Origin of the sequence: Thermotoga sp. RQ7, from assembly GCF_000832145.1 — a bacterium.
GTDB lineage: Bacteria > Thermotogota > Thermotogae > Thermotogales > Thermotogaceae > Thermotoga > Thermotoga neapolitana.
Window position 1 is genome coordinate 342,061 of sequence record NZ_CP007633.1, and the last position, 25,716, is coordinate 367,776.

20 protein-coding genes and 1 tRNA gene are annotated in these 25,716 nt (G+C 48.0%); 9 read left to right on the forward strand and 12 right to left on the reverse strand.

Translation table 11 applies throughout. From position 1 onward, the window contains the following. Nucleotides 1-2: 2 nt before the first annotated feature. The 4 genes from TRQ7_RS01820 to TRQ7_RS01835 are packed head-to-tail and all read left to right on the forward strand — an operon-like array spanning nt 3 to nt 4,260. Nucleotides 3-1,643 (forward strand): putative manganese-dependent inorganic diphosphatase, encoded by a 1,641-nt coding sequence (locus TRQ7_RS01820; protein WP_041843876.1) that lies wholly within the window; start codon nt 3-5, stop codon nt 1,641-1,643. Between the two features lie 4 nt (nt 1,644-1,647). Next, a complete protein-coding gene (locus tag TRQ7_RS01825; protein ID WP_012644963.1) occupies nt 1,648-2,544 on the forward strand; it encodes a DMT family transporter in 897 nt (298 codons plus the stop codon). After that, the gene (locus TRQ7_RS01830; protein WP_012644964.1) at nt 2,474-3,553 is read left to right on the forward strand and encodes a Gfo/Idh/MocA family oxidoreductase; all 1,080 of its coding nucleotides are present in this window, start codon (nt 2,474-2,476) and stop codon (nt 3,551-3,553) included. The genes TRQ7_RS01825 and TRQ7_RS01830 overlap by 71 nt, the downstream gene beginning before the upstream one ends. Further along, nucleotides 3,553-4,260, forward strand: a complete 708-nt coding sequence (locus TRQ7_RS01835; RefSeq protein ID WP_038066274.1) for a rhomboid family intramembrane serine protease — start codon at nt 3,553-3,555, stop codon at nt 4,258-4,260. The genes TRQ7_RS01830 and TRQ7_RS01835 overlap by 1 nt, the downstream gene beginning before the upstream one ends. Here the strand turns inward: TRQ7_RS01835 and TRQ7_RS01840 are convergent. The 6 genes from TRQ7_RS01840 to TRQ7_RS01865 all read right to left on the reverse strand — a co-directional run bounded on the left by TRQ7_RS01840 (nt 4,247) and on the right by TRQ7_RS01865 (nt 10,600). After that, nucleotides 4,247-5,551 carry a nucleotide sugar dehydrogenase gene (locus TRQ7_RS01840; RefSeq protein WP_012644967.1) on the reverse strand — a complete coding sequence of 435 codons (1,305 nt, stop codon included), beginning with the start codon at nt 5,549-5,551 and terminating at the stop codon, nt 4,247-4,249. The genes TRQ7_RS01835 and TRQ7_RS01840 overlap by 14 nt on opposite strands. After that, entirely contained in the window at nt 5,545-7,002 is a 1,458-nt protein-coding gene (locus TRQ7_RS01845; protein WP_041843877.1) for a radical SAM protein, read from the reverse strand. Before TRQ7_RS01845 ends, TRQ7_RS01840 begins: the two co-directional genes overlap by 7 nt. Continuing rightward, the gene (locus TRQ7_RS01850) at nt 6,962-7,384 is read right to left on the reverse strand and encodes a thioesterase family protein (protein ID WP_231555923.1); all 423 of its coding nucleotides are present in this window, start codon (nt 7,382-7,384) and stop codon (nt 6,962-6,964) included. The genes TRQ7_RS01845 and TRQ7_RS01850 overlap by 41 nt, the downstream gene beginning before the upstream one ends. Beyond that, nucleotides 7,384-9,216: an ATP-dependent zinc metalloprotease FtsH gene (gene ftsH, locus TRQ7_RS01855; RefSeq protein WP_041843878.1), complete on the reverse strand. Its 1,833-nt coding sequence runs from the start codon at nt 9,214-9,216 to the stop codon at nt 7,384-7,386. Before ftsH ends, TRQ7_RS01850 begins: the two co-directional genes overlap by 1 nt. After that, nucleotides 9,203-10,462 (reverse strand): tRNA lysidine(34) synthetase TilS, encoded by a 1,260-nt coding sequence (gene tilS / locus TRQ7_RS01860; protein ID WP_012644971.1) that lies wholly within the window; start codon nt 10,460-10,462, stop codon nt 9,203-9,205. Before tilS ends, ftsH begins: the two co-directional genes overlap by 14 nt. Before the next feature lie 62 nt (nt 10,463-10,524). Next, nucleotides 10,525-10,600, reverse strand: a tRNA-Thr gene (locus tag TRQ7_RS01865). 763 nt (nt 10,601-11,363) lie between these two features. On the opposite strand from TRQ7_RS01865, the gene proC reads away from it, so the two are divergent. Then, nucleotides 11,364-12,131 carry a pyrroline-5-carboxylate reductase gene (gene proC, locus TRQ7_RS01875; RefSeq protein WP_012644973.1) on the forward strand — a complete coding sequence of 256 codons (768 nt, stop codon included), beginning with the start codon at nt 11,364-11,366 and terminating at the stop codon, nt 12,129-12,131. After that, nucleotides 12,132-12,671 carry a GNAT family N-acetyltransferase gene (locus tag TRQ7_RS01880; protein WP_012644974.1) on the forward strand — a complete coding sequence of 180 codons (540 nt, stop codon included), beginning with the start codon at nt 12,132-12,134 and terminating at the stop codon, nt 12,669-12,671. It abuts the gene before it with no gap. On the opposite strand, the gene TRQ7_RS01885 is transcribed toward TRQ7_RS01880, so the two are convergent. The 6 genes from TRQ7_RS01885 to TRQ7_RS01910 all read right to left on the reverse strand — a co-directional run bounded on the left by TRQ7_RS01885 (nt 12,668) and on the right by TRQ7_RS01910 (nt 22,416). Further along, nucleotides 12,668-16,774 carry a PolC-type DNA polymerase III gene (locus tag TRQ7_RS01885; protein WP_041843880.1) on the reverse strand — a complete coding sequence of 1,369 codons (4,107 nt, stop codon included), beginning with the start codon at nt 16,772-16,774 and terminating at the stop codon, nt 12,668-12,670. The two genes, TRQ7_RS01880 and TRQ7_RS01885, sit on opposite strands and share 4 nt — an antisense overlap. Beyond that, complete coding sequence (gene ruvC, locus TRQ7_RS01890) at nt 16,761-17,258, reverse strand: crossover junction endodeoxyribonuclease RuvC (protein ID WP_038066281.1); 498 nt, start codon at nt 17,256-17,258, stop codon at nt 16,761-16,763. Before ruvC ends, TRQ7_RS01885 begins: the two co-directional genes overlap by 14 nt. A gap of 81 nt (nt 17,259-17,339) precedes the next feature. Further along, on the reverse strand, nt 17,340-18,347 hold the full coding sequence (queA, locus tag TRQ7_RS01895) for a tRNA preQ1(34) S-adenosylmethionine ribosyltransferase-isomerase QueA (RefSeq protein ID WP_041843881.1): 1,008 nt from the start codon (nt 18,345-18,347) through the stop codon (nt 17,340-17,342). Nucleotides 18,348-18,357: 10 nt separating this feature from the next. Beyond that, complete coding sequence (gene lnt, locus TRQ7_RS01900; RefSeq protein WP_041437364.1) at nt 18,358-19,794, reverse strand: apolipoprotein N-acyltransferase; 1,437 nt, start codon at nt 19,792-19,794, stop codon at nt 18,358-18,360. Beyond that, entirely contained in the window at nt 19,787-20,938 is a 1,152-nt protein-coding gene (locus TRQ7_RS01905) for a DegT/DnrJ/EryC1/StrS aminotransferase family protein (RefSeq protein ID WP_041844538.1), read from the reverse strand. The genes lnt and TRQ7_RS01905 overlap by 8 nt, the downstream gene beginning before the upstream one ends. A 95-nt stretch (nt 20,939-21,033) precedes the next feature. Next, complete coding sequence (locus tag TRQ7_RS01910) at nt 21,034-22,416, reverse strand: DegQ family serine endoprotease (protein ID WP_041843882.1); 1,383 nt, start codon at nt 22,414-22,416, stop codon at nt 21,034-21,036. A 115-nt stretch (nt 22,417-22,531) separates the two neighbouring features. Here TRQ7_RS01910 and ftsY point away from each other — a divergent pair, with 115 nt between their 5' ends. Genes ftsY through TRQ7_RS01925 form a run of 3 tightly spaced genes read left to right on the forward strand, consistent with a single transcriptional unit; the run spans nt 22,532 to nt 25,706 of the window. Continuing rightward, nucleotides 22,532-23,416, forward strand: coding sequence for a signal recognition particle-docking protein FtsY (ftsY, locus tag TRQ7_RS01915; RefSeq protein WP_041843883.1), 885 nt, complete (start codon nt 22,532-22,534; stop codon nt 23,414-23,416). Continuing rightward, a complete protein-coding gene (locus tag TRQ7_RS01920) occupies nt 23,413-24,066 on the forward strand; it encodes a DUF2225 domain-containing protein (RefSeq protein WP_012644982.1) in 654 nt (217 codons plus the stop codon). The genes ftsY and TRQ7_RS01920 overlap by 4 nt, the downstream gene beginning before the upstream one ends. Then, nucleotides 24,042-25,706 carry a peptidoglycan DD-metalloendopeptidase family protein gene (locus tag TRQ7_RS01925; protein WP_041843884.1) on the forward strand — a complete coding sequence of 555 codons (1,665 nt, stop codon included), beginning with the start codon at nt 24,042-24,044 and terminating at the stop codon, nt 25,704-25,706. The genes TRQ7_RS01920 and TRQ7_RS01925 overlap by 25 nt, the downstream gene beginning before the upstream one ends. The last annotated feature ends 10 nt before the right edge of the window (nt 25,707-25,716 follow it).

Sequence of the window (25,716 nt, forward strand, 5' to 3'; positions counted from 1 at the left end):
CGTTGGAAAGAGTGTACGTGGTGGGACACAGAAATCCAGACACGGACAGTGTGTGCTCTGCAATAGGGTACGCCCATTACAAGGCTGAAGTGGAAAAGAAAAAACAATTCATCCCAGCACGGTGCGGGGAGCTGACGAACGAAGCACTGTTTGTCCTCGATTATTTCAAGGTGAGGCCACCAATCTTTCTTGAAACGCTGGAGCCCACCGTTGAAGACCTCGAGTTGAAAGATCCGATCTTCGTCTCCCCTGACACACCGGTTTACGATGTCGCCATGCTGATGGAAGGAAAGGGAATAAAGAACGTTCCCGTAGTGTCCAGAGGAAAGATGGTAGGAGTGGTCACAGAGAGCAACCTTGCCCGGGTTTATGTGAGAAGGTTGAAGATAGAACCACTAGTCATACATCCCGTTCCTCTTGAACAACTCGTCAGAGTGTTGAAAGCAGAAGTCGTGTGCGATCACCTGAAAGAAAAAACCATCTCCGGAAAGGTCCACATCGCCGTTGACGCGCTCCACGTGCTCCTTGGAAAGATCGAAATAGGTGACGTGGTCATTGTTGGAGACAACGAACCATCCCAGATAGCGCTTTTAGAAAAGGGAGCAAAACTCATGATAATCGTGAACAACGCGCCCGTTTCCAGCAGGGTACTTGAGATCGCAAAGGAGAAAGGTGCCGCCGTCCTGAGAGTGAAGTTCGACGCTTTCGGTGCGGCAAAGCTCATAAACCTGGCTCTTCCTGTGACACTGGTGATGAGCAAAAAATTTCCAACGGTGACCAAAAGAGACACGCTCGAAGACGTGAAAAACATCGTGTTCACCTCCAAACTGAGGGCAGCGTTCGTGGAGGACGAAAAAGGAAAACTTCTTGGTGTGATAACGAGAACAGACCTGATGAAGGATGTGAGAAAAAAGGTCATCCTGGTGGACCACAACGAGATCACACAGGCGCCGGAGGGCGTGGAAAAGGCGGAGATCCTTGAGATCATCGACCATCACAGGCTCGGTGGTTTGAGTACCCTGAACCCCGTCTTTTTCTACAACGAACCCGTGGGCAGCACCTCCACGATCGTCACGGAGTTTTTCCTGAGAGACGGTGTGAAGATGGAAAGAGAAATCGCCGGGGTTCTTCTTGCCGGGATCGTATCCGACACCCTCTTCTTCAAGCTTTCCACGACGACAGAGAAAGACAGAGCGATGGCAGGTTTCCTTGCCAGGATCACAAAGCTCGATCTGGAAAAGTTCGCAAAAAAGGTGCTGAAGGAAGGAATGAAGATCCCGGAAAACGTCGATCCCCTCGATCTGCTGAAGAGGGACGTGAAGGTGTACGAGATGGGTGAGGATTCTTTTGCGGTCTCTCAGATCATGACGTCAGATTTCTCCGTCCTTTTGAAAGAAAAAGAAAAGTTCGCTACTGCCCTGAAGAGCCTCAAAGGAGAGCTCGGTGTGACGCACTGTTTTGTTCTCTTCACCAATCCGATAGAAGAGGCGAGCCTTGTGATGGTGGAGGGAGATCAGAGGATACTGGAGAAAGCCTTCGATGGTGCAGAAAAGAAAGACGGTCTCTTCCTTTTGAAGGGTGTCATGTCCAGAAAGAAGGATTTTGTTCCAAGGATCGGAGATATCCTGAGAAGGGAGAGATGATCCCTTGGAGAGGTTTTTTGCGTGGCTTGTGATAGTGCTCTGGGGTGTTTCTTTTCTTGCAACAAAGGTGGTTGTACAGGTTCTGAATCCTTTCCTTGCAGGCTTTTTGAGATTTCTGCTTTCTTTCCTCTTTCTGAGCCTGGTATCGGGAAGGCCGAAGATCTTCAACAGAGATATCTTCATGGCGGGTTTCTGGGGCGTTTTTGGTTACTTTGCCTTTGAGAACTCTGCTCTCATGTTCACAGAACCTACCAACGCTGCGATCATCGTCTCATCTGCTCCCATCTTCTTTCTTCTCTTCTCACACATCGTCCAGAAGAAGAAAACCACGGCGGGCATGTACCTTGGCGTGCTGCTTTCTTTTCTGGGAGTTGTCCTCGTCATACTGAACGGACGGTTCGTTCTCAAACTCAATCCGATTGGAGACCTTCTCGCCTTCGGGGCGGCCCTGTCGTGGGTCTTCTACACACACCATGTGGAAAGACTGGGAAGTCTTTCTTTCAAAGAGAACGCCGGTATCATGTTCTGGGGAATGGTTCTTTTTCTTCCCTTTTCTGCTGGAAAGTTCCATCAGGTGCTGGACATGAATGCCTCTGTAATCGTGTCTCTGATCTATCTTGGGATTTTGTGTTCTGGCCTTGCATACTTTCTCTGGAACAGGGCGATCGAGAAACTTGGAAGCAGGAGAACAACGAACATGATATACTACATACCAGTTGTAACGGCCGTGGTTGAACACACTGTGAAGATGAGGTTTCCGTCTGCTCTTTTGATCGGAGGAGTTGTGCTCGTTGTTCTGGGACTTTCCATCTTCGAAAGGGAGGCAGAACATGAAACTGAGAGTAGCACTGATAGGATGCGGAAGGATCGGCCAGAAAAAGCACGTTCCTGCTCTGATTGAAACGAGGGATCTTTTCGATACGGTGGCCGTATGCGATCTGGTGGAAGAGAGGATGAACGTGGCCGCCGATCAGTTTGAGAAAGCGGGTCTTAAAAGACCTGAGACTGTGAAGGATTACAGGGAAATTCTCAGAAGAGACGACATAGATGTTGTATCCATCGCAACAGAGAGCGGAAAGCACTATCAAATGACGATGGAGGCACTGGAGAGCGGAAAGCACGTTCTTGTGGAAAAACCCATGGCACTCTCTACACGGCACATGAACGAGATGGTGGAACTTTCGAAGAGAAAGAACCTGAAACTCGGTGTGTTCTTTCAGAACCGGTTCAATCCGCCTGTGCAGGAGGTCAGAAAAAAGCTGGATTCTGGGGCTTTCGGAAGGGTGTTCTATGCGTCCGTGGCGGTGAGGTGGAACAGAAACGAAGCGTACTACAGGCAGGCAAAATGGAGGGGTACCTGGGAGATGGATGGAGGAGTGCTGATGAACCAGTCCACCCACGCCATAGACCTCCTTCAGTGGTTTCTCGGTGGAGAGATCGAGGAGATATACGGCCACATAGCGAACACGAACCACCCTTACATAGAGGCTGAAGACACCGGGTTTGCCATTGTGAAGTTCAAAGGAGGAAAAACGGGTCTGATAGAAGCAACAAGTAACGTGTTCCCGAGAAATCTCGAGGAAACACTCGCCATCTTTGGAGAAAAAGGAACCGTCGTCGTTGGAGGGCTTGCGGTCAACAGGATCCTCACCTGGAGGTTCGAAAAAGAAGAGTCCCATCCGTTCATGAACCTGCCAGATCCGGACACGGTGTATGGAGACAGTCACAAGTACGTGTACAGAGACTTCTACGAAGCGGTCCTCAAAGACAGAAAACCCTACATCTCAGGAGAAGATGGAAAGAAGGCTGTGGAGATAGTGCTCGGGATATACAAGTCCTTCCTGGAGGGAAGACCGGTGAAGTATCCGTTCGATTTTTCCACAGAGGAAATGAAGGGAGTAAAGCTGTGATGAGAAAAAGGGCTGTTTATTTCATTCTTCTGTTCAACGCGTTCATATTCGTGTTGATGGCGCTTTCCGGGGTTTTCTCCACAAGAGAGCCCATTCTTCAGATGCTTCTTCTTCTCAGATACGGTGCCCAGTACGGTCCCAGAGTCGATGCGGGAGACTGGTTCAGGTTGATCACGGCCCTCTTTGTCCACGGAGGAATCCTCCACATTCTCTTCAACTCCTATGCCCTATACTACTTCGGGCTGATCGTGGAGGACATATACGGTTCGGAGAAGTTCCTGTTCAGTTACTTTTTCACGGGAGTGGTTGGAAACATCGCAACGCACATTTTCTACCACGACACGATCTCTGTTGGTGCAAGTGGTGCGATCTTTGGCCTCATAGGAGTGCTCTTTGCGGCAGGCTTCAGAAAGGACACACCCTTTTTCATGAAGCCGGTGACCGGTGTTTCTCTTCTTCCCATCATTCTGATAAACGTGGTGTACGGGTTTCTTCCCGGAACGAACATCAACAACGCGGCGCACCTTGGAGGATTTCTGTCTGGGATGCTCCTTGGATACACAATGAAGCCCTTCTCGTGGAAGAGAAGGGCCCTCTGGAAAGCCATTGCCATTCTCACCGTTTCACTTGTGGTTCTCTCTTATGTTTTCCTGATCAGACAGATCCCGGAGATCGATGAGGCGATCAGAAGGTTCAGAGCAGGATGATCTTTTCTCTGTTTTCCTTCACATCCTTTGTGATGTTCTTGGTGTCGAAGACAACGGGTGCGTGCTTTACAACGAAGTTGTAATCCACTCCGTTTTTGTGAGCAGTTGTTATCACGACGATGTCCACGCTCTTCAGGTACTCTTCTGTGAGTTCGACCCTTCTGTGGATTTTCTCTCCTCTCTTCACCTCAGGAACGTAGGGGTCGAAGAACTCGACGATCGCTTTTTTCTTTTCGAGATGATCCCATACCTTGAGGGCAGGTGACTCCCTCACGTCGTCTATATCGCCCTTGTAGGCAACCCCGAGGAGAAGGACCTTCGAGCCGTTCAGAGGTTTTTTTCTCTCGTTGAGTATGTCCTGGACCCTCATCACAACGTACTCGGGCATGAAATCGTTTATCTCCCCTGCCATCTCCACAAGATCGAGTCTCACGTCGTACTCTTTTGCCTTGTAAGCGAGGTAGAATGGATCTATCGGTATGCAGTGGCCACCCGCTCCAGGACCGGGATAGAAGGGCATGAAACCAAAGGGCTTCGTAGCGGCAGCGTCTATCACTTCCCATATGTTGATTCCCATCCTTCTTGCAAGGATCGCCACCTCGTTTATGAGTGAGATGTTCACGAGTCTGAAAGTGTTTTCGAGTACTTTTGACATCTCCGCTGCTCTTGGGGAGGAGACGGTGTGCACCGGTGCTTCGAGCACGTTCTCGTAGAGGATCTTCGCAAGTTCAGTGCACTTTTCTGTGACTCCACCCACCACCTTCGGTGTGTTCTTCGTCTTGTAGATTCTGTTTCCAGGGTCCACCCTCTCTGGACTGAACGCAAGGTAGAAATCTTCTCCTACTTTCAAACCAGTGGACTCCAGTATGGGAAGAACGACCTCCTCTGTGGTACCGGGGTAGGTCGTGCTCTCAAGGACAACGAGCATTTCCCTGTGGAGGTACTTTGCTATCTCTTTGGCGGTGTTTATCACGTAGGTCAGATCGGGCTCTTTGTATTTTCCCAGTGGGGTCGGGACACAGATCGTTGCAACGTCGCAGTTTTTCAGTTCAGAAAAATCTGTGGTGGCCCTGATCATCCCCTTTTCCACAAGATCCTTTAGCTCTTCATCCACCACGTCCCCTATGTAGTTTATTCCCGCGTTCACCATATCGACCCTCTTTTTCTGGATATCGAAGCCGATCACTCTGTATCCTGCTTTTGCTTTCTCCACGGCCAGAGGAAGTCCCACGTATCCAAGACCGATGACACCTACCACTGCCGTTCTGCTCACAAGTTTTTCCTTCAACACAGCCTTTTCCTCCCTTCGTTGAAGATCATCTTTCTGAAACGCTTCTTGTTTTCGAACGACTTCACCCACTCGACTATCTCTTCTCTGGAAGCACGTGCTATCGTGTACTGTATCACAGATTCTCTGATGCTCTCAAAGTCAACCCTGAAACCTTTGAGATATTCTTTCAGAAACTTTTCTTTTTCTCTCAGAACATCCACGGGCTCCATTCTTCTTTCTTCAAAGTCCGTTCCCGGTTTTGGAATGAGAGGGTTGAAGCTCATATGGACCTCCCTGTAGCCCATCTGGAGTGCGAGCTCTCCTATCTTTCTGAAAGCCCTGAGGTCTTCTTCTGTTTCCTCTTCAAGACCGTATATGAAGTACATCTTTATTCTATCAAAACCGACGTTTCTTGCCATTTTCAGGGCGATTTCGATCTGTTCATCCGTTATGTCCTTCTTCAGTATGTCTCTGATCTTCTGAGAGCCGGCCTCCGGGGCTATTGTGAAGGATCTCTGCCCCGATTCTTTCAGTACCTTCAGAAGTCTTTCAGAAAGGCGGTCGAGTCTCAGGGAGGAGACCGAGATCTTCAACTGATGCCTTTCAACAACGTCGAGGAGTTCGTTGAGCCATGGATAATCGGTTATGGTGGCACTTATGAGCCCGTATTCCTTCCAGGGTATTTCCTCCACAAGACTCTCAAACCTGTCCGGTCTCACAAACCGGGCGGGCTTTAAATTCTTTCCAAATATGCAGAAGGCACACCTTCTTATACAGCCTCTTCCCAGCTCCACCAGGAGTTTTCCGAGAAAGACACCAGCATCCGAAACGATGTGTGCATGGGGAAGAAACTCATCTACGATCACACCGGTTGCTATCTCCGAGTGTTTCTTTCCCAGAGAAGGAACGTTCATCGAAGGAATCTCGGCGAGTGCTTTCAGAATGTCTTCTTTTTTCTCTCCGGTGAGAGCTTCTGAGAACTCTTCAAGGTGTTTTTCCAGCTCACCGTAGTAGACCGCATCAGCAACGGGAAGAAGAAACTCGGTGTTCAGATAGGTCACAGCACCACCTGCCACAACAAGGGGATGATGCTCTTCTCTGTCTTTCCAGAGAAGAGGGATTCCCTTTTTTTTGAGAAGATCGAGGAGGTTCAAAAGATCGTTCTCAAAGCTCACAGAGAAAAGCCAGATGGGAAACTCATCAAGGGGAGTCTGTGTCTCAAGAGAATAGTATTTTGAAAAGGATTCGTCGTAGAAGAACCTTTCACATCTGATACGAGGATGCTGGTTGAGAAGTTTTTGAACGTAATAGAAGGCAAGTCCAGAACTTGCAACGATGTAATCGTTGGGAACAATGAGGGCGACACGAACGTCGCCCTCGAGTTTCAGATTTTCAACCTGTCTTTCTTTGCTTTTGAAGCCCAGGACCTTTTCATATTCCAAAAAATCCTGGGGTCTTCTCGGTTTTCTCAAGCGCTACCCTCCGCAAGTAATTCCTGGAAACGATAGCTCTTACAAATTCTGCCTCCAGAATTTTTTCATCGCCACTCATCACGATTCCCCTGAACTTCACCCGGTTTCCTGTGACTCCGATCACCCTCACACCAACAGCTACTCTTGTTCCTGTGGGAATGGCTTTCACATGCCTTACACAGCTTTCCACGACAACAGCCGTGTAGTCGTCGGGAAGGTATCTGCTCAAAAGGTCGTAGGACACCCTGTGTACAACTCCCATGAGAGCAGATGTGGAGACAAGATGAAGATCGAGCATCATCACGTCCTCATTCCATGCCATCGTTTCATCGAGCGCCACGTCTTCCGTTAGCCTCTTTCCCTCAAGAAAGTCAAATTCCATCATTCCACCACCTTTTCAAACTCCTCAGAGAGGATCTTCCTGAGCTCTTCTCCCTCAATGGTCTCTTTTTCCAGAAGAATTTCCACAATGTTGTCAAGTTGTTTTCTGTACTTTCTTATGATCTCTTTTGCACGCTCGTAGCAGTTCGTCACGATCTTTTTCACTTCCTCATCGATTTTGCTCGCCACTTCTTCACTGTAGTTTCTCAGACGTGTGATCTCCTTTCCAAGGAAGACCTCCTGCTCTTCCTTGCCCCAGGCAAGGGGACCGAGTTCTTCACTCATACCAAGCTGGCACACCATGTTTCTGGCGATCTCGGTTGCCCTCTCTATATCGTTGGCTGCTCCACTCGTCACATCTCCGAAGACCACTTCTTCCGCTGCCCTTCCCCCGAGCAAGGCGGTGAGCTTGTCGAGGAGTTCATTTTTCGTAACAAGATACTTGTCTTCCTCTGGAAGATGAAGAGTGTATCCGAGTGCTTTGTAACCTCTTGGAATTATCGAGATTCTGTGAACGAGTTCTCCGTTGGGAACAACGGTTGAGACAACTGCGTGCCCTGCCTCATGGTATGCGATGATGCGCTTTTCTTTTGGACTAATGAGACGGGATTTTCTAGCAGGACCGGCTATCACCCTGTCTATCGCCTCTTCGAAATCTTTCATCGTGATCTTTTCTCTTCCATCTCTTGCCGCAAGAAGCGCTGCTTCGTTGACAAGGTTTTCCAGATCGGCGCCCACAAAACCAGGGGTTCTCTTTGCGAGGATCTCCAAATCGACATCCTCAGCGAGGGGTTTGTTCCTTGTGTGTATTTCCAGTATCTTTTTTCTTCCAAGCATATCAGGTGGATCCACCACGATCTTTTTGTCGAACCTTCCAGGTCTCAGGAGGGCCGGGTCAAGGATGTCCGGTCTGTTCGTGGCGGCCATGACTATGATTCCTTCTTTCGAGTCAAAACCGTCCATCTCCACGAGGAGTTGGTTCAGCGTTTGCTCCCTTTCATCGTGTCCCCCACCAAGACCCGCTCCTCTGTGTCTTCCCACCGCATCTATCTCATCGATGAAGACGATACAGGGAGCGTGGGCTTTCGCCTGTGCAAAAAGATCCCTCACTCTTGCCGCTCCAACTCCGACGAAGAGTTCTACAAAGTCGGATCCACTGATGTGGAAAAATGGAACGTTCGCTTCACCGGCAACGGCCCTGGCAAGGAGAGTTTTTCCGGTACCCGGTGGTCCAACGAGTAGAATTCCTTTCGGCATTCTGGCTCCGATTCTGTTGAACTTCGATGGGTCTTTCAGAAATTCCACGACTTCTTTTAATTCTTCTATCGCCTCGTCTGCTCCACCCACATCCTTGAAGGTGACTCTCTTGCTTCCAGAAGGTTTGTACATGGTTGCCCTGCTCTTTGTGAAGGTGAAAGCCTGACTGTTTCTACCAGAAAGACTCCTCATTATGAAGAGCCAGACGACTATGAAGAGAATCGTCGGTATGAGAGTTCCCAGGACGTTTATCCAGAAGGAACTGCTGCCACTTCTTTCACCGGAAACTTTTACTCCTTTCGAGACGAGTTTTTCGATGAACTGTGAGTCGTTCACCACCCATGGAGCGTCAACTTCGTAAACCCTTCCGTCTTTGGTGTAAACCCTCAACACTCCATCGTCCCTGATGACCACTTCGGATACCAGTCCTCTATCGTCCTCCACCATCTGAACAAAACTCGTGTAACTCAGCTTGGAAACGGGAGAACTTTCGATGTAGAAAAATCTTGCGAGCCAGAACAGAGAGACTATTATGAGAATCGTAAACAATAGATTCCAGATACTAGACCTGTTCAAAACTCGTACCTCCTTTCACGTAACCGATCGGAAATTCTAAAAGTTCCACGTTCACTTCCGGTGGAAACTCGTCTGAAAATGCGATCCCCGGTACCCAGAGAACCCTGCCCTGTTCGTCAACGAGCAGGGGCACTCTGTCCCGGTAAAACACTGGCACTTTCTTTTCAATGAAAATGTCCTTCAGTTTTTCTTCCGAGCCGTTGATTATAATTCTATCACCTTTTCTTCTATTTCTGAGCCAGAACGCACGTTCAATTCCGTGGAGGTTCACCTTTATTTTAAACCCTTCGATGTCGAAAATGCCATCTTTCACCTCCAACCTGTACTTCTTTTTGAACAGAGTTTTCCCCACCGCCCCGTATCCAAACGATCTTTCCACAAACACATCTTTCCAGAGCTCAACCCTTCTTGATTTCAACGATTCTATTAACTTTTCGTAATCCGGTGTTCTTCCATAGAGGGTTTTCAGCACCCATCTTGTGACTTCAAGAAACAGGAACTGGTTCTTCGGCTCTTCGAAGACGGCAAAATCCTTGTAAAAATGAACTTTTTCTTTCACGAAGTTCTGAACAGTCTCCTCAACGAATTCTCTCAACATGAAACTGATCGAAACCAGTCTGTAAACAGCATCTTCTACGTTCGGGTTTAGTTTCTTGAGAAGAGGAACAACCCTGTGTCTTATGAAGTTTCTGGTGTATTTGATGTCGTAGTTCGTTTCATCCACGACGAACGGGATCTTCTGTTTTTGAGCGTAGTCCTCTATCTCAGATCTCTTGAAAACAAGAAAGGGCCTTATGTACTTTTCTCTCTTCACCGGAATACAAGCAATTCCCAGAGGGCCGGTGCCTCTCACCAGTCTGTGAAGGACTGTTTCCAAAAGATCGTTCTTGTGATGAGCAAGAGCGATCTTTGTTGCCCCGAGTTTTTTTGCCACTTTCTCAAGAAAACTGTACCTCACCTCTCTTGCCACTTCTTCCAGAGTCTTTCCAGAGCCCTTCCACAGTGCAGGAACGTCCACAACAGCAGTTTCCACAGGAACGTTCCATTGACGACAGATGTCTTCTACGAATTTTCTGTCCCTTTCTGAACTTTCTCTTATTCTGTGATCGAGATGAGCACCCAGAACTTCGATCTTCAAAAGGGGGGAGAGTTTCTTCAGGATGTACAGGAGGGTCATCGAATCTATTCCACCGGAGACGGCAACGAGAACAATGTCACCTTCACCGATCAAGCGATTTTCCTTCACGAATTCTAGGAACCTTTCCTCAAATTCTTCGGTAATGTTTCACACCCCTCTATGAAAAGAAATGGAGCCAGCGGTGGGACTCGAACCCACAACCTGCGCATTACGAATGCGCCGCTCTGCCGGTTGAGCTACGCTGGCCTCCCTCTAGTTTCTATTTTACCAGCAGGTGGGAGAATTTCAAGACCGGTTGGTAAAAGATTCCCCAGTGAGAGTATGGGGAGATAATGAATGTTTTTCAAAAGGGTTATACCTCTAAGGAAGTATTGAAACCGAAATCGTGGTTTACTTCCAGAATGCCGGTGGATTGTTTCCATACCTCAAAGGAAGTATTGAAACCCGTTGGATTTCAGAGAAATTATACCACAAAGCATTTCAAAAAGCAAGAGTATATGAGAACATACAAAGGGTGTTTCATCACAGGTGATTCTAACACACAGAAAGATCCAGTCAAGTACTGTTTGGAAAAATGGAATAATTGCATAGTCAATGAAAAACCTCAAGAAAGACAAAATCAAAAGATAAATTATCCTAACCTAGGTCAGGGCATTTTGGAGTGTTTCAAGGGAAAACCGTCTAGTTCCTGTTTTCACAAGTTTGTTCAAAAAGGTCCCCCTTAAAAGGTTAGAGACTAAGTGTGTGGTTTCTTTATTCATGATAGATATATGATGATAGATGAAGACATATTCTCATATTCTGTTTCACTTTCTTGCTCATTATTCCCTTTCTCTTGCATACATCACCTCTCTCAAACCCGCATGAATTTTTTCGTTACCGGTAATTGCATACTCTGTATCGCATATTCAGAGCCAGTTACAATCAACACCCACTTTGTGAATAAATGGAACTTACCTTCAGGGACGAAATTGTATAATATTCACAAACCAATGTCGGAGGGAAGAGTATGAAGGTATCCGTTATCGGTGTTGGAAACATGGGGTCTATCTTTGCAGAGAAACTGTCTGAGAAGGCAGAAAAGGTGCTTCTTGTTGAAAAAGTGCCGGAAAAACTTGCTCGTTTTAAAAGAGAACCATTCGAGATAGTCGATATCGAAACGGCAAAACTTTCTGACTACATCGTACTTGCTGTGAAACCACAGGACGCCTCAAGCATCCTGGAGAAACTGAAAGGATACAGCGGTGTTCTCATATCCATAGTTGCCGGGTTGAAGATATCAACGATAGAAGAATACGGCATCCTGAAGGTGGCGCGTGTCATGCCAAATGTCGGTGTGAGGGTGAAAGAAGGTGTTCTTGCCGTCAGTTACAGTGAAAAAGTCCGTTCCGAAGAAAAAGAAGGTGTGAAATCACTTCTTGAAAGCCTCGGTCTTGTTGTGGAAATAGAGGAGAAACACTTTCCTGCGATAACTGCCCTCACAGGAAGTGGACCGGCCTTTGTCTTTGTAATGACAGAGGCTTTCCTCGATGCCGCATTGAAGATGGGGCTTTCCTTTGAGGTGGCCAGGGATCTTGTGTACAAACTCTTTGAAGGCTCTGCAAGACTTCTTTTTGAGACAAAAGAACATCCTGCCGTCTGGAAACACAGGGTCACCTCACCGGCAGGAACCACCATCGAAGGGATAGTTGCAATGGAAAAATCTGCCGTGAGAGGTGGGATCATAGAATCTCTACTTGCATCTCATAGAAAAGCTCTAGAACTGGAGGGAAAATGAGTGTTTCCAAAAAGGGTTCTACTCAAAGACGGATCCTCTCTCATGATACGTGAAGCAAACATCTGGGACGCAAAAAGGATCGTTGAATACATGAAAGAGGTCACCTCTGAGACGGACTTTCTCATAACAAGGCCGGATGAGGTGTACGACGTTTCTACCGAGAGAAGTTACATAAAAATGTACAGAAACGATCCCAGAAAACTCATGCTCTTAGGGGAGATCAACAGAGAGATCGTTTCCATGCTGACCTTCACGGGATTTGGTAGAAAAAGAACAAGGCACGTTGGTGAACTCGGAATAAGCGTCAAAAGAAGGTACTGGGGCCTTGGTATAGGAACGGCAATGATGACATGCGCTATCGAATGGGCAAAGGAGAACGGTTTCAAGAGGATTCAGCTGGAGGTTTTGAAATCAAACGAAAGAGCGATAGGCCTCTACAGAAAACTCGGTTTCGAGGTGGAAGGTGTGAAGAAAAAAGCCGTCAGAAAAGACGACGGCTCCTATGAAGATGTACTCATCATGGCACTTCTTTTCGATTAAAAGAGCGTGAACTGTTCCGTTTCTGGAAGGTCTCTCAGAACCCCCAGACTCTTCATCAGTTCGACGTGGTTTTTGTTCACCTTCGTCCTTCGAACGAGGTCCTCTATTGAGGTGAACGGTTTCTCTTCACGTGCCCGAACGATAGATTCTGCAACGCTGTCACCAAGCCCTGGAAGTTTGTTGAAGGGGATTCTGAGGGCGTTTCCTTCTATCAGAAACTTCTTTGCATCCGACTTGAATATATCCGGTGGAAGGAACGAAAATCCCCTCAGTATCATCTCCAGGGCAACTTCCAGGACACTCTCTTCGTTTTTCTTCTGAGCATCCTTTCCTGTCATCATCTTCAGTTCCCTGAGACGCGCTTTGATGGCCTCTTTGCCCTTCAACACAAGGGTGGGATCGAACTGATCACCCTTTATCGTGAAGTACGCCGCGTAGAACTGAAGCGGATAGTGAACCTTGAAATAGGCGATCCTGAAAGCCATGCTCACGTACGCCACAGCGTGGGCTTTGGGGAAGAGGTACTTTATTCTTTTACACGACTCTATGAACCACTCCGGTGTTTTCAGCCTTCTCATCTCTTTTTCCATCTCTTCTGTGATGCCCTTTCCCTTTCTCACGCTCTCCATGATCTTGAACGCAAGAGATGGTTCCATTCCCTTGTGGATGAGAAAGTTCATGATGTCGTCCCTACAGGATATCACCTCGGAGAGTTTGGCATAGCCCAGGTTTATCCAGTCTCTCGCGTTGTTCAGCCACACATCCGTCCCGTGCGAAAGTCCAGAAATCCTCACGAGTTCTGCAAAGCTCTTTGGCCTCGTTTCAACAAGCATTCCTCTCACAAATTCCGTTCCAAACTCTGGAATGCCGTACGTTCCCACATCGCTTCCCAGTTCCACGGGATCCACACCAAGAGGCTTCACCGAACTGAATATGGCGAGGGTATCGGGGTCATCCATGGGAACGCTCATGGGATCGATCCCGGTGAGATCTTTGAGCATCTTGATGAAGGTGGGATCGTCGTGACCGAGTGCATCTATCTTCACAAGGTCGTCGTGTATCGTTTCGTAGGCAAAGTGCGTGGTGAACACTCCCGCTTCTCTGTCGTTTGCAGGATACTGTATCGGAGTGAAATCGTAGACTTCTTTGTCTTTCGGTATGATCATGAGACCGCCGGGGTGCTGTCCTGTTGTTCTCTTCACGCCGGTGATCATGGATGCAAGTCTTTCCATCTCCGCCTTTCTTAATCTTTTACCCGTCTTTTCTTCGTAACTTTTTACGTAACCAACGGCGCTCTTTTCCGCTATGGTGTTTATCGTTCCCGCTCTGTAGACATGGTCCTTGCCGAAGAGTTCTTCAACAAACCGATGTGCCTGATCCTGATACTCACCTGAGAAGTTCAAGTCTATATCGGGTACTTTGTCTCCTTCAAATCCCATGAACGTTTCGAAGGGTATATCGTGTCCATCTTTTTTCAGTGGAGTTCCACACTTCGGGCAGCTTTTGTCTGGAAGGTCGTAGCCTGCACCGTACCTGTCGTCTTCCACTATCTCGAAGTATTTGCACCTGGGGCAGCGATAGTGAGGAGGAAGCGGATTCACCTCGGTGATTCCAAGAAGGTGGGCAACCAGTGAAGATCCAACAGAGCCCCTTGAACCAACAACGTAACCATCGCTCATGGATTTCTGAACGAGTTCCTTCGCTATGAGATACAAAACGGCGTAACCGTGGTTTATTATCGCATCGAGTTCCTTTTTTATCCTCTTTTCAACGATCTCGGGAAGCGGGTCCCCGTAGAGTTCGTGTGCCCTTTCCATGGTGAGATTTCTCACGATCTCGTCCGCGTTCTCTATGACGGGTGGATGGAGTTTTTTCTCAAGAGGCTGGACTTCCTCTATCATTTCGGCTATTCTGTTTGGATTTTCTACAACCACTTCCTTTGCTATTTCTTCATCTTCGAATATCTCCATCGCCTTTTCCAGCATTTCTTCCGTTGTTCTGAGATAGAGAGCGGGCTGTCTTTCAAAATTCCTGCTTTGAGGGGCAAGGAGTGCGGAGCGCCCCTTTGCATCCTCTGGATCCAGGAAATGAACGTCTCCCGTCATGACAACCGGTTTGTTCAATCTCTTTGCGATTCTGTAGAGTTTTCTGTAGACCTCTTTGAGCCTTTCCCTGTCGACCTCTTCGTCCTCTTCTATTACATCCAGGGGCATGATCTCTATGTAATCGTAGAACTTTGCTATCTCTTCGAGTTCAGAATCACTGGCTCCTTCAAGCGCTGCACGTGCAAGTTCACCGGATATACAGGCACTTCCCACGATCAAACCCTCTCGCTTTTCGATCAGCTCGCTCTTCAGAATCCTTGGTACGCTGTGGAAATACTTCGTGTAGGAATCGGATACCAGCCTGTAGAGGTTTTTCAGGCCTGTTCTGTTCTGAACGAGTATCGTACAGTGATAGGGTTTCTGCGCGGTGAAATCCACGGAGTCCTTCAGTTTTTCCATCTCGGAGAGCTTAGTGATTCCGATCTTTTTCATCATTTCGATGAATCTGAGGAAGACCTGAGCGGTGACTCTTGCATCGTCCAGTGCCCGGTGGTGTCGGAAAGAACCAAGACCCAGTTTTTTCACAACGGAATCAAGAGAATAACTCTTCAGTCTCAGAAGGGATTTGGCAAGTGCAAGGGTGTCAACGTAGGGTTTTTCCCAATCTTTTCCAAGTACCTTTTTGATCCAGAGCCTCAAAAACCTGTAATCGAAGTTCGCGTTGTGCGCAACCAGGATGGAATCTTCCAGGAACTCAAGGAACTCCGGTAGAACTTCTTCGATGGCCCTTTCTCCTTCGAGCATTTCCTGAGTGATTCCTGTGATCTCAGCACTTTTCCTGGAAATGGTTCCGGACGGTTTTATGAGCGTGTGGTATTCATCGATGATACGTCCTTCTTTTATCTTCACCGCTCCTATTTCAATGATTTCATCCACCTGAGGATCGAGACCGGTTGTTTCAAAATCGAAAACGACGAAGGTGACATCCTCGAACGTTGCATTGCCCGAAAAGTTCTTCAGTATGGGTTCCACATCGCTCACAAGATACGCCTCTATTCCGAATATGGGCTTTATCCCGGCACTCTTTGCTGCGTCGTAGAAATAAGGAATCGCCTGAACGTTTCCGTGGTCTGTGATTGCCACAGCCGGAAATCCCCACTCTTTCGCACGATTGACATATGATTCAATATCCATTATTGCATCAAGATCGCTGAACTTGGTATGGGCATGAAGTTCCACCCTTTTAATGGGAGAGTTGTCCACTCTTTTCTCTTCGGGAAGTTTGGTCACACCCTTCACGTAAAGAACCGGCTCTCCATTTTCCTGAGCCAGATCCCCTGTCACAACAACGACGTCACCTACCGATACTCCCTTTTCTATCTCTTCTATGCCGTTGAAGGCCTTGCAGATGAGAGAGTCTTCACCGTCTGTGAGATAGAGTAGGAGAAGTGTCCTTTTGCCGTCCACTTTTTCCATCTTGAAGACTTTTCCTTTTATGGAGGTTTTCTTGTTGTATTCGAACACCTTCGAGGGGGTGAAGACGATCTTTCTTGGTTTCTGCCCGAACACGTGGTTGCTGTCTTCAACTTTTACTTCTTCACCTTCTGGCCTCCTCTCAGCTTCTTCTGGCTCTTTCTGTGGAAGGATTTTTTTCAAAAGATCATCGGAAGGTTCTATGACTTCCAGCATGATTTCCACACCGGAGGGTAGAATGCTGTCAAGTTCCCTTCTCATACTTCTGAGTTTTGATGCGATTCTTTCACGGGCAAAATCCCCCAGAACTTTCAGTACGAGTCTGTTTCCTTCAAGCACGACATCCTTTATGTAGGGAACGTTTCCATTCAGAATGGAAAGGATCTTCTCTTTCAGATCACTACCATCTCTGTGGTATCCGTTCAGCACGACGCGAAACCTCGTCTCCTTCTCCAGAGACCGAACGAGATCTTCAACTTCCTCGGAGTAGTTCTCAACAGATATGGTCACGACGCCGGTACCAGGATCGATTACCAGACTTTTCAGGGTGATGTTTTTCCATCTCAGGTTTTCAATCTTTTCCATGTGTTACCCTCCTCATTCTGCTCTGAAGGGCGTGACACCACGCTATGGCAAGGGCATCCGCAGCATCATCGGGCCTGGGAATCTCGGAAAGTCCAAGAAAACGCTTCACGTTCTCCTGAACCTGTCTTTTGCTCGCTCTTCCGTATCCCGTCAGAGAGATCTTCACTTCGTTTGGAGCGTATTCGAAAACAGGAACGCCCTTTTCCTCCAGGGCAAGAAGAATCACTCCACGTGCTTCTCCAACACCTATGGCGGTGGTAACGTTCTTGACGAAAAACAGCGTTTCCATGGCACACTCATCGGGAGAGAATTTCTCCAGAATCCTCAAAAATTCCTCGTGTATCTGCTTCAATCTTTTCCCCCTGGGAAGATCTTTGGAGGTTTCTATCGCCCCATGGAAGACATGGGATATCCTGTTTCCAGAGATCTCAATGATGCCTATTCCCACTATTCCATACCCGGGATCAACACCGAGGATTCTCAACCGTCCGACCTCCATTATACTGTTCACATATTTTCGGTTTTTATACCATCTGTTTAAGAGAAAGTCGTGTTTTCCAAACCGCTACAGAATCAGCATCGCATCACCGAAAGAGAAGAATCTGTATCTTCTCTTCACAGCCTCCCTGTAGGCTTCCATGATGAAGTCCTTTCCGGCGAACGCCGCAACCAGCATGAGGAGGGTTGATCTGGGAAGATGAAAGTTCGTGATCAGTGCATCGACCATCTTGAACTCGAAAGGAGGGTATATGAAAAGATCCGTCTTTCCCGCGTACTCCTCCTGCTCGGGAAGCCGGGCTATCGTCTCCAGAGTCCTCACGGTTGTGGTCCCAACCGCCACAACCCTCTTTCCTTTCTCTTTTGTTTCTCTGATCTTTCTGACGGCCTCCCTGGGTACCCGGTAGTATTCCTCGTGCATTCTGTGTTTTTCCACTTCTTCTACCTTCACCGGCCTGAAGGTCCCTATTCCAACATGAAGAACGATCTCGGCAAATTCTACTCCCTTCTCTTTCAACTTCTCTATCAACTCAGGTGTGAAATGAAGCCCGGCAGTCGGTGCTGCAACGGACCCGTTTTCTTTTGCATAGACAGTCTGATACCTGTCCAGCGGAACTTCCTTCTTTATGTAGGGAGGAAGCGGGGCTTTTCCTTTTTTGAGGATGAGGTCGTCGTTTTTCGGTCGAAACTCCAGTATCCTTGTTCCATCCTCGCTTCTGTCGAGACAGACTGCCGAAAGATTGTTATCGATCAACAGTTCAGTTCCCTTCTTCACCTTCTGGCCGAGCTTCACAAGACAGCGCCAGATTCCTTCCTCCAGGCGATCAAGAAGGAGTATCTCTATGTGTGCACCTGTTTTCTTCTTTGCGTAAAGGCGAGCAGGTATCACCTTTGAAACGTTCAGAACGAGAAGATCATCAGGTTCCAGATACTCTACTATTTCACGAAAGATACGATGTTCTATCTTTTTTGTCTTTCTGTGAAGAACCATGAGACGCGAGGCGTCACGCGGTTCTACCGGCTCCTGTGCGATGAGCTCTGGCGGAAGTTCGTAATCGAACTCTGAAACCTTCATTATCATCACCTCACAGTTTCGATAGCACCCAGGAAAGACCACTGAGAAGAATCGAGAAGTAGAAGAACCAGTCTCCGAATTTCACGTAGAAAGTTTCTCCCTTTCTCGGTTTCACATGAAACAGTCCCAGAAGCCTTTCTTCAGATGGAAGCACCCTGAGAATTCTACCGTACTCGTCTATCAGCCCGGTGATACCCGTGTTTGCAACCTGAAGAAACTGTCTTCTTGTTTCAGCGGCCCTGAAGACTCCCTGAACAAAGTGGTTGATCAGCGCCACTTTGTAGTGAAACCATCCGTCGTTCGTCACGGTCACAAGGAACTCGCTTCCGTTTTTCACGAAGTTTCGGGACACCTCCGGAAAGTAACTCTCAAAACATATCTGAACGGAAAACGAAGGACTTTCTCTCACTTTGAAGACGGAAAATTCTTCACCGGGTTCATAGTAAGAGAGCCCTCTCAAAAAACTGAAGACACCAAAGACTTTAGGATAAGGAAGTGTTTCGACGAAGGGAAAGAGTTTCACCTTCGAGTAGACTCTTTTGAACTCACCGTTTTCCAGCAGAAAAACACTGTTTCTTCCACTGGCCGGAAAGCCAAGGATGATCGAGTTTTTTCTTGAAATCTCCTTCAAACTGTTCGAAACAGATGAATACCTGACATCTTCCAGGAAAAACGCCTCGGGTGTGATCACAACGTGGTCTTCTTTTCCTTTCAACATATCTTCGAGGATGTTGAGCATGTTCTCGCTCGACGTGAAGTACTTCAAAGAGGTGGAAACGTTGGGCTGAAGAGCCATCACTTCGAACGTTCCACTCTCCGGTAGTGGAAGAAGATGTTCCACCGTGGCGTTGAGGATGTAAACAAGAGCGATCAGCACAAAAATGAAAACAGCCTTTCTTTTCTTCAGAAGTTCGTAGAAGACGGTGTTCAGAAACACTATCAGAAACACAAGACCCAGTGTTCCCGTGACAGAAACAACTTGCAAAAGACCGGTGTGTCTGAACAGGGCCTCGGAGATCCTTCCTCCTGTGAACCCCAGTTCTCCGATCCCACGGATGTACTCAAACATCGTGTAGATGGAAGCAAGATAGAGTGACCTCAGAAGCGTTCCACGCGGTGCAAAGTGGGAAAGGAATCCAAAACCAAAGAACGGAGCAGCCTCTATGACTCCCATCAAAAGATACACCACAACACCGAGCCACGACGGGTACCTTCCAAAAACAAAAGGAAGGTTCTCCGTCAATGTTGGAAGAACCCAGAAGAAGGTAATTAGAATGTGTGTGAAGAAGTAGAGAAACGAAAGGAGTGCCTTCTTCCAGATCCCCACCCGCTCCATGGCGAAGAGAAGAGGGATCAGGGAAAACCAGATCAAAGCCCCGGATAGAAAGCCGGGCATTGAAAGGGCCGTGAGAACCCCAGATAAAACACTGAGAAAAAAACTAGCCAACCCTTTCCACCGCCTCCTCGAGGATTTCCACCACACGCTCCTGTTCTTTCGGGGATATGTTTGTGAAGAAGGGAAGCGCGAGCGTCTTTTTAGATTCTTCTTCCGTTACGGGCAGAAGTCCTCTCATGTTTCCAAACGTCTTCTCGTAAAAGGGCTGAAGATGAACGGGATGGAAGTAATTTCTCACCTGAACACCCTTTTCTTCCATGTATTTCATAACGCGGTCTCTGTCCGGTCCGTTCAGTCTGATCACGTAAACGAACCAGCTCATTCTGGTCACGTATTCTTCGACAACGGGAACCTGAACCCATGGAAGATCCTTCAGCATCTTCGAGTATCTGTCTGCCGCCTCTGAACGCTTTTCCAGTATCCTGTCGATCCTCTCCATCTGCGATAAACCGAGTGCAGCGGACATCTCATCGATCCTGTAGTTGTAGCCAAACCTCACATGATAAAGCCACTTCTCGTCTTCTCCCCTTCCCTGGTTGCTCATGCTCTTTACGAGTGTGAAGATCTGTTCGCTGTCTGTCACAACGACCCCACCTTCTCCGGTGGTGATCTGCTTGTTCGGGTAAAAGGCAAAAGCTCCCGCCACACCGAAGGTTCCCGTTTTCTTTCCTTTGTATTCTGAACCGAGGGCCTCACATGAATCCTCTATCACAGTGATCCCGTACCTGCTGCAAACTTCCAGCACACCGTCCCAGTCGAGGGGATGCCCGAACACATCCACCGCCATGAAGAACCCGGGAACACCTTTTATGTGAACATCTCCCTGTTTGAATCCCTTCAGACACCTTTTGATGGCATCTTCAAGTGTCTCAGAAGAGACGTTCAGTGTTCTTCTGTCCACGTCCACAAAAACGGGAATTGCCTTTTTCATGAGGATGACGTTCACAGAAGCAATGAAAGTGAAGGAGGGAACAAGAACGATGTCTCCTTCTTTCACGTTCAAACTCTCCAGTATGAGATGAAGGGCTGCGGTTCCGCTGCTGACAGGCCAGCCGTACTTTGCTCCTACGTACTGGGCCACGACTTCGCCGAACTTTCTGGTGTGATCTCCCAGGCTCAGTCTGCCACTCTTCAGAACTTCCACGACTTTTTCTATGTCTTCTTCTGTTATATCCGGTCTGGAAAGTGGTATCATCCTTCTCACCTCGTTTTTATGATATCAAAAAAATCCCCCTCCACTGGAGGGGGAACCACCGCAGGGGGCTCTATTAACATTGAGGGGAGGCTTCTCTATTTTTGATAGATGAAACTTACAAACACCCTCGCACCGTTTCTGTAGATGTACAGAGCCACATAGTCTCCTTTCTTGATTCCTGAAGCGACTCTTTCGAGGTCCTCCACTGAATTTATATCATATCTTCTTCCATTTATGTAAACTGCTACGATGATGTCTCCTTTCTGGATTCCGAACTTTCCGCTGCTCTCTCTTACTATGACTCCCTGGATCTCTTCCGGGATCGAGTAAGTTTCTCTGTCCGCCGGTGTGATGTTGGCCACCGTGATTCCGAGAACGTCTATCGTTTTTTCTCCTTCTGCTGCCGCGGTTTCCTCTTCAGAGGAAGATCCGAACGTTACCTGAACTTTCATGATCTTTCCTTTCCTCTCTATGGTGAGAGTTGCGGTGTCTCCTGGTTTGTAGGTGTGGATGATGGAAACGAGTTCTTCGTGACTCCTCACATCCTGATCATCGACTTTGAGGATCACGTCACCTTCTTTGAGGCCGGCTTTTTCTGCGGGAGAGCCTTTCTGTACACTCGTTATGAGGGCACCGCTTGTGGTTTCAAGTCCCAAGGCTTTGGCCGTCTCTTCTGTGAGGGTCATGACGGTCACACCGAGGTAGGCTTTCTCAACCTTCTTTTTGGTGAGAATGGTGTCCAGGAACTTCTTCACTGTGTTTATGGGTATGGCGAACCCAAGGTTCACCGCCTCTTGAGGATTGACTATTGCGGTGTTTATTCCGATCACCTCACCGTGGATGTTCAGAAGAGGACCTCCACTGTTTCCGGGGTTTATCGCTGCGTCCGTCTGGATGAGTCCCACGTAATATCCGCTGCCATCGGGCTTTGGTATTTTTCTGTTCGTAGCACTGACCACACCCACGGTCACCGTGTGCTGGAATCCAAGCGGATTTCCTATGGCTATTGCCCACTCACCGATTTTCACCTTGTCCGAATCACCAAACCCAAGGTATGGAAATTTTTTGTCTGTTGCCTTGATCTTTATAACGGCGATGTCGAGTTCTTCGTCACCACCTATGTACTCTGCATCGTACTTGCTTCCATCCAGCAGCGTCACGGTGATGTTGTCGGCCCCACCGACCACGTGGTAGTTGGTGAGGATGTAACCTTCAGGATCGAAGATGAAACCAGATCCAAGGCTGGAAACCTGTCTTTCAAAACCCGGAGGGAGTTCTCCAAACCACTTCCTGAAGAAGTCCTCAAAATAGGGGTCGAAGAAGGAGGTTCTCACCGTTTTCGTCACATCTATCTTCACAACGGCCGGTGCACACGCCTCCACAACCTTCACGATGGGACTTTCGTAGTCGGGATTGACGTATGGAAAGACGCTGGAGAGAACAACCACAGTTAAGATGAGTGCGAGAAATTTCTTCATCCTTGATCCCTCCTTCGGTGAGGTTTCCGGTTTCTTAGACACACATCTTCCCCAGACGGTTCAAAAAACACATGTGGTATTCTTATATTGATGGAAAAATCGGGAGGTAGAAAAGATGGGACTCTTTGACTTTCTGAAAAAGGGTCTTCAGAAAACAAAAGATGCGTTCTTTGGAAAAGTGGTGAGTCTTCTTAAAGGAAAGAAACTCGACGATGAAACCCGCGAAAAACTCGAAGAACTTCTCATTCAGGCAGACGTCGGTATTGAAACAACAGAGTACATCTTGGAAAGGCTCGAGGAGAAAGATGGAAACGCCCTGGAAGCACTGAGGGAAACTCTTCTTGAAATTCTGAACTTCGACACAGCACTGAACGAACCGGACAACCCCCCCTTCGTGATAACCGTGGTCGGTGTGAACGGAACGGGAAAGACCACATCCTGTGGCAAACTCGCAAAGATGTTCGCTGATAGAGGAAAAAGCGTTGTACTGGCAGCCGCCGACACCTTCAGAGCCGCTGCCATAGAACAGCTCAAACTGTGGGGAGATCGTGTCGGCGCCACCGTGATAGCCCATTCAGAAGGTGCAGATTCCGCTGCCGTTGCGTTCGATGCCGTCTCCCACGCTCTTGCCAGAAACAAGGATGTGGTGATAATAGACACCGCTGGAAGGCTTCACACGAAGAAGAACCTCATGGAAGAACTGAGAAAGGTCCACAGGGTGATAAAGAAAAAGATCCCGGAGGCTCCACACGAGGTGCTCCTTGTGATAGACGCCACCACAGGGCAGAACGGACTCGTTCAGGCGAAGGTGTTCAAAGATGCGGTGGACGTCACAGGAATCATTCTGACAAAGCTCGATGGTACCGCAAAGGGTGGAATTGTCCTTGCCATAGCAAAGGAGTTGGGAATTCCCATAAAGTTCGTGGGAGTTGGTGAAAAAGAAGACGACCTGAAACCTTTCGACCCCAACGCGTTCGTGGAGGTGCTCCTTTCCGAATGAGAACCTTCTGGGAAAAAGAGTTCACGTGCCCTTTCTGCGGACACAGGTTCAAAAAAAAGATGGTCTTCTTCGATGCGGTGAAGATCAAATCGAGAGACATCGACCTGAAACCAATCTTTGAGGATGTGAATCCCATGCTCTACGAGGTAGTAACGTGTCCAAACTGCTACTTTTCCGCGTTCGACAGGGATTTTGAAACCATCAAAATAAAAGGTGAGGAAACAGAGAAAAAACTCAAAAAACTGCTCGAAGAGGCCAGAAAGAAGATCAAAATAAAGGACGAAGAAACACCCACAGAAGCGATAAAGCGGTACGCACTGAGCGGAATCGTGTACTCTGTTTTGAATCAGCGGAAGAAAGTGGCAATTTCCTACCTCAAGATCGCCTGGATCTTCAGAGAAATGGGAAAACCAGAAGATGAAAAGCGATACCTTGAGCGTGCTCTGAGGGAATTTGAAAATCACTTCAAATACGACAGTTATGAAGAGTCGGATGAGCCCATGATACTCTTCTACCTCGGAGTGTTGAATCAGATCCTTGGAAACAGGAAAGAAGCTGCAAGGTGGTACGAGCGTCTCCTTGGAAAGCACAGAGATTCCCTGTATGCGAAAGTGGGGAGAGAAAGATGGCAGGACTTAAGAAGATCGTGATCTTCCTTCTGGTACTGGTTCTTCTTGGAGCGTGTGTGCCTTCTGAATGGAGAGAAAAACTGGACAGAGTGGAGGAACAGATCAGGCAGATCAACGCCCATATGGATCTTCTGGAGAAAAAGATCGACGATCTTCAAAAAAGAGTGAACTCCCAGGACGCCTCTCAGGAGGAGATGGAGTCGCTGAAGAGAGAAATGGAGTACCTGAAAAAGGATCTTTCTTCCCTGCAGGAAGAATTCCACACAAGACTGAATGAGATCGAAGGCAGTTACTACACCATTTCCATGAAACTTCCTGCCGTGGAGAAGGCTGTCTCTGTTCTGTCTGATCTTGAAGATCTGAAGACGAAGGTCTCAGAACTCGAAAGAAAGATGAGCATAGCCACCCTCGGAAGTTCCCCATCTCCTTCTGAGGATCTAAAGCACATCCTCCTTGATCTGGAGGAGAGGGTCTCCCGTCTGGAGAGAAACTCTTCGCGTGTTGACGAAATGGAGAAAAGACTGGAAAGTTCAGAAAAACTTCTCTCCAAGGTGGCTCTGCGCGTGCTTTCACAAAACGAGGCCAGAGAAACGGTCGTGTACACCACAGACGATGAGATTGAAAACCGCATCGAACAAATAGAGAACAGACTCTCGCAGCTGGAAAACAACCAGAAGAACCTGGAGCAAGTAGTGCAGGAGATGAAAAACATCGATACTTCCCAGTTTGTGAATGTGAATCCGGCATCGTACACCGAGCAGTTGAGGAAGTACCTGGACGAGTTCAGAAGGCTGGTGAGAAGTTACGAGATAGCCAGAATCCTTGGAATCGAAGAGGGATACGTTTTCGTCAGGGTGGAACGAGGAGACACCCTTGCAAAGATCAGCGATGCCTTCAATCTAGGACCGGACGGAGTGGAGAAGATCATGAAACTCAACGGAATAGAAGACCCCAGAAAGCTCATAGCGGGACAGATCATAAAAGTGCCCGTGACGAATCTTTCTGCGAGTTTCCCGGTGGGAGAAAAGCCCGATCCAAAGATCGTGGTCGCTGGATTCGGCCTGAAATCGGATGGCTCGTTCTCTTCGGGAGTTGTGCTGGAAAGTTCCGGCCAGAAGGTGAAGGCTGCTCTTCCGGGAAGGGTGAAGAGCGTAAAAGATGGAACGGTCGTTGTGTACCATGGAAACGACGTGGAGACCGTGTACAGGAATCTTTCCGTTGTGAGAGTCAACGTCGGTGACTGGGTTGGTGCGGGAGAGACGATCGGATACGGAGGAAGCAACGTGGAGTTCGAACTCTACGTGGAGGGAGAACCGAAGGATCCCATGCTCCTGTTCTTTTCGAACATGGGAGAGTTCGAAATCAGTTTCTACACAGAGTGGGAGGACGGAAAACTTCCTGAACATCCTGCTTTCAGGCTCACAAAATCCGGGAAAATACCGAAGGAGTGGCAAACGGCCGCGGCTGACACGTCTGTCTTCCCCATCGGGTCCGTTCTTTACATTCCTGAACTCAGAGACGCCCCAAACGGTGGTGTTTTCGTCGTGGAAGACATCGGAGGAGTCATAAAGGGAAGAAAGATCGACATATACCTGGACAGCATAAGAGAGGCGCTTCACAACCGAAAGATCGTGTCCAGAGTTTTCGTCTGGAGGGATTGACGTGTTCACG

What these genes read in the sequence shown, in the direction of transcription:
- TRQ7_RS01835 (WP_038066274.1), top strand. Translation starts at nt 3,553, where the DNA reads ATGAGAAAAAGGGCTGTTTATTTCATTCTTCTGTTCAACGCGTTCATA.
- proC (WP_012644973.1), top strand. Translation starts at nt 11,364, where the DNA reads ATGAAGGTATCCGTTATCGGTGTTGGAAACATGGGGTCTATCTTTGCA.
- queA (WP_041843881.1), bottom strand. Translation starts at nt 18,347, where the DNA reads ATGAAGGTTTCAGAGTTCGATTACGAACTTCCGCCAGAGCTCATCGCA.
- ftsY (WP_041843883.1), top strand. Translation starts at nt 22,532, where the DNA reads ATGGGACTCTTTGACTTTCTGAAAAAGGGTCTTCAGAAAACAAAAGAT.
- TRQ7_RS01830 (WP_012644964.1), top strand. Translation starts at nt 2,474, where the DNA reads ATGAAACTGAGAGTAGCACTGATAGGATGCGGAAGGATCGGCCAGAAA.
- TRQ7_RS01925 (WP_041843884.1), top strand. Translation starts at nt 24,042, where the DNA reads ATGGCAGGACTTAAGAAGATCGTGATCTTCCTTCTGGTACTGGTTCTT.
- TRQ7_RS01910 (WP_041843882.1), bottom strand. Translation starts at nt 22,416, where the DNA reads ATGAAGAAATTTCTCGCACTCATCTTAACTGTGGTTGTTCTCTCCAGC.
- TRQ7_RS01850 (WP_231555923.1), bottom strand. Translation starts at nt 7,384, where the DNA reads ATGGAATTTGACTTTCTTGAGGGAAAGAGGCTAACGGAAGACGTGGCG.
- TRQ7_RS01885 (WP_041843880.1), bottom strand. Translation starts at nt 16,774, where the DNA reads ATGGAAAAGATTGAAAACCTGAGATGGAAAAACATCACCCTGAAAAGT.
- TRQ7_RS01920 (WP_012644982.1), top strand. Translation starts at nt 23,413, where the DNA reads ATGAGAACCTTCTGGGAAAAAGAGTTCACGTGCCCTTTCTGCGGACAC.
- TRQ7_RS01905 (WP_041844538.1), bottom strand. Translation starts at nt 20,938, where the DNA reads ATGATACCACTTTCCAGACCGGATATAACAGAAGAAGACATAGAAAAA.